This window comes from Xanthomonas sp. SHU 199 (assembly GCF_000364665.1).
Classification (GTDB): Bacteria; Pseudomonadota; Gammaproteobacteria; order Xanthomonadales; family Xanthomonadaceae; genus Xanthomonas_A; species Xanthomonas_A sontii.
In genome coordinates this window covers 1-3,544 of the sequence record NZ_AQOI01000366.1, presented here as the reverse complement: position 1 = coordinate 3,544, position 3,544 = coordinate 1, and the positions used below count along the sequence as shown (strand labels likewise).

The window sequence follows — 3,544 nt, the reverse complement described above, 5'->3', positions numbered from 1 at the left end:
TAGCAGGCCGGCGCCGACGATGCGGCGATCGTCGCCCGCGCCCTGCAATGGATTCGCCGCGACTTCGCCTACACCCTGGAGACGCCGCTGCCCGGCCGCGACGGCGTGGACGAGTTCCTGTTCCAGCAGAAGGCCGGGTTCTGCCAGCACTTCAGTTCGGCGTTCGTGGTGCTGATGCGCGGCGCCGGCATTCCTGCGCGCGTGGTCACCGGCTATGCCGGCGGCACCCGCAATGCGTTCGGGGACTACTGGGTGGTGCGGCGCATGGACGCGCACGCCTGGGCCGAGGTGTGGCTGTCGCAACGCGGCTGGGTGCGGGTGGACCCGACTGCGGCGGTGGCGCCGGAGCGCATCTACGACACCCTGGAGGACCGCCTGGGCAGCGATGCCGGCGCGCAGGGCGGCGGCGCAGACTGGCGCTGGCGCGACCTCGCCGACTGGGCACGACGCGGCTGGAACGACCTGGTGCTGTCCTTCGACGCCACCCGCCAGCAGCGCATGCTCAGTCAGTTCGGCGTACCGAAGCTGGATCCCGGCCAACTGGTGGCCCTGTTCGCCGGGTTCGCGGTGCTGCTGCTGGGTGCGATGGCCTGGTGGCTGGCCCGCGGCGAGCGCGAACGCGATCCGCTGCTGCGCGCCTGGCGGGCGCTGGGCCGACGCTACGCCCGGCGCGGACTGGGCCGCGACCCGCACGAACCGGCCCTGGCCTGGGCGGCGCGCGTACAGCGGGAAACCGGCGATGCGAGCCTGATTCCGCTCAGCCGGCGTTTCGCCGATGCGCGCTACGCTGGCGCTGATTCGGACAGCGCTTCATTGTTGCGCGACCTGCGCAGGCACCGTCCGCCCACTGGAGCATCCCGATGAAGATTCGCCTGCTGTTCCCCGTGATCGCTGCGTTGGCGCTCAGCGCCTGCGCCACCGCCCCCAAGCCGCTGCAGGGCCAGTTCGCGCCCGTCAGCCCGCGCGACTCGGTCGCCGGCCAGCAGGCCGGCGCGCCGGTGCGCTGGGGCGGCAAGATCATCAAGACCACGCCCGGCCAGGGCCAGACCTGCTTCCAGATGCTGTCGCGCCCGCTCAATGCCAGCGGCCGTCCGGACAGCGATGCCGCCGACGCCAGCGATGGCCGCTTCATCGCCTGCCGCGCCGGCTTCTACGACCCGGCGGTGTTCGAGCCCGGCCGCGAAGTGACCTTCATCGGCCACGTGTCCGGCTACGACAACACCCGCATCGGCGAGTACGACTACCGCCTGCCGAAGATGGACGCGGACGTGGTGTACCTGTGGCCGGTGGTGCGCCAGGTCGAAGTGGTGCCCGCCTATCCGTACGGCCCCTGGGGCGGCCCGTGGGGTCCGTGGGGCCCGCGCTGGGGCTGGTGGTAAGCCCTGCGTTTCTGCCGCAACGAAAAACGCCGCTGATCCAGCGGCGTTTTTTTATGTCTGCACGTTCGCGCCAGCCGCTGCTCAGGGCGTACCGAAGCGCCCCAGCGGCGCACCGGCGAGCAGATGCAGGTGCAGATGGAACACGGTCTGCCCGGCGTGCTCGCGGCAGTTGATCACCACCCGGTAGCCGTCCTGGGCCAGGCCCTGCTCGCGCGCATAGCTGGCCGCGGCCAGCACCAGCCGACCGACCAGGGTCGCCTGCTCCGGCGCCAGGTCGTCCAGGGTCGGAATCTCCACCTGCTTGGGAATGAAGAGCACATGCACCGGCGCCTGCGGCGCGATGTCCTTGAAGCCGAGCACGGCGTCGTCCTCGTAGACGATGCTGGCCGGAATTTCGCGACGGATGATCTTGCCGAAGATGGTGTCCATGGAGCGCGCCCGGAACGAAAGAAGGGGCCGCCGTTATAGCCCAATTCGGCGTCGTATCGCAGCCGCGTGCGGCGGTTATTCGCCGGTGCCGGTGCGCGGCACTTCGCTGCGGCTGCCGAAGGCGTGCGACAGCGTGCCGCGATCCACGTACTCCAGCTCGCCGCCGAGCGGCAGTCCCTGCGCCAACCGGCTCGGCCGCACGCCATGCTGGCGCGCCAGTTGCGCCAGGTAATGCGCGGTGGCCTCGCCTTCGACGGTGGAGTTGGTGGCGATGATCAGTTCGGCCACCTCGCCCTGCGCCAACCGCGCGGCCAGCCGGTCCAGGCCCAGCTCGCGCGGGCCGATGCCGTCCAGCGGCGACAGCCGGCCCTGCAGGATGAAGTACAGCCCGCGGTAGCCGGTGGCATGCTCGATCGCCAGGCGGTCGGCCGGCGACTCCACCGCGCACAGCTGCTGGCGGTCGCGCGCGGGACTGGCGCAGATCGCGCAGACCTCGGTCTCGCTGAAATCGCGGCATTGCGCGCAATGACCGATGCGCTCGATCGCCTCGTGCAACCGCTCGGCCAGACGCTGCCCGCCCTCGCGCTCGCGCTCGAGCACGTGATACGCCATGCGCTGCGCGGTCTTCTGGCCGACGCCAGGCAACACGCGAAACGCATCGATCAGTTGTTCGAGCAGGGGCGAGCTCATTGTGGTTGGGGATTCGGGAGTAGGGATTGGGGATTCGTAAAAGAAACATCGCTGTCACGCGATGTTTTCGTAGGAGCGGCTTCAGCCGCGACGGCTTGACCTGACCGGTCGCGGCTGAAGCCGCTCCTGCCAGAGGAATTCACCGAAGCAGGAAGGGCAGCGCACTCGCGAAAAACCGCGAATCCCCAATCCCGAATCCCCAATCCCGGCAACTCAGAACGGCAGCTTCATGCCCGGCGGGATCGGCATGCCGGCGGTGGCCGCACCCATGCGTGCCTTGGATTCGGCATCGATCTTGTTGGAGGCGTCGTTGAACGCGGCGGCGATCAGGTCCTCGGCCATTTCCTGGTCGGCCAGGATGCTCGGATCGATCCGCACCTTGCGGCACTCCTTGGCGCCGGTCAGGGTCACGTTGACCATGCCGCCGCCGGCGCTGCCGGTGACTTCCAGCTTGGCCAGTTCTTCCTGGGCGCGCTGCAGGTTTTCCTGCATCTTCTGCGCCTGTTGCATCAGTTGGGCGATATTGCCGCGCATCGTGGTTCACTCATCGTAGGGACGGATGGAATCGGGGACGACCCGCGCGCCTTGCTGCTGGATCAGCGCCTGCACCGCCGGGTCGTTCATGAACGCGGCCTCGGCCGCGTTCTGGCGCTCGCCGCGTTGCCGGTGCGAGCGCTCATGCAGGGTTTCGGCATCGACCGCGATGCCGCTTTCGATGACGATCTTCGGCCGCTGGCCCAGCGCATCGGCCAGCGCCGCAGCCAGTTCGCCCAGCGAACGCTCCGACTGCAGGTATTCGAAGCCCGGCGACAGCGACAGCCGCAGCACGCCCTCGGCATGGCTGACGAAGGCGGCGTTGGCCGCGAGCTGCCGCGAGGGGCCGCTCAGGCCGCAATCGGCGACCAGTTCCAGCCAGTCCTCGGCGCTGTGCAGCGCACGCGGCGTGTCGGACACGGGGGCATGGGTGCGCGGCGGCGGCGCCAGGGGCGGCACCATCGCCATTTCCGGCTCGGCGGCCGCAGCCGTGGCCGCGGCCGGAACGACCG

5 protein-coding genes and 1 pseudogene are annotated in these 3,544 nt (G+C 69.8%); 2 read left to right on the top strand and 4 right to left on the bottom strand.

Annotated elements, in window-relative coordinates; all coding sequences use genetic code 11:
* Both D183_RS24610 and D183_RS0112470 read left to right on the top strand, forming a co-directional pair.
* Nucleotides 1-864, top strand: a pseudogene (locus D183_RS24610) (transglutaminase domain-containing protein); the annotation flags it as partial.
* Nucleotides 861-1,379 (top strand): Slp family lipoprotein, encoded by a 519-nt coding sequence (locus tag D183_RS0112470; RefSeq protein WP_017909284.1) that lies wholly within the window; start codon nt 861-863, stop codon nt 1,377-1,379. The pseudogene D183_RS24610 and the gene D183_RS0112470, both read left to right, overlap by 4 nt.
* Before the next feature lie 81 nt (nt 1,380-1,460).
* Here D183_RS0112470 and D183_RS0112465 read toward each other — a convergent pair whose 3' ends face one another.
* The 4 genes from D183_RS0112465 to D183_RS24605 form a co-directional block, all read right to left on the bottom strand.
* Complete coding sequence (locus D183_RS0112465) at nt 1,461-1,808, bottom strand: histidine triad nucleotide-binding protein (protein ID WP_010342491.1); 348 nt, start codon at nt 1,806-1,808, stop codon at nt 1,461-1,463.
* A 75-nt stretch (nt 1,809-1,883) separates the two neighbouring features.
* Nucleotides 1,884-2,498, bottom strand: a complete 615-nt coding sequence (gene recR / locus D183_RS0112460) for a recombination mediator RecR (RefSeq protein WP_017909283.1) — start codon at nt 2,496-2,498, stop codon at nt 1,884-1,886.
* 213 nt (nt 2,499-2,711) lie between these two features.
* Nucleotides 2,712-3,032, bottom strand: coding sequence for a YbaB/EbfC family nucleoid-associated protein (locus D183_RS0112455; RefSeq protein ID WP_017909282.1), 321 nt, complete (start codon nt 3,030-3,032; stop codon nt 2,712-2,714).
* 6 nt (nt 3,033-3,038) lie between these two features.
* Nucleotides 3,039-3,544: DNA polymerase III subunit gamma/tau C-terminal domain-containing protein (locus D183_RS24605; protein WP_017909281.1), on the bottom strand; the 506-nt coding region annotated here is incomplete at its 5' end.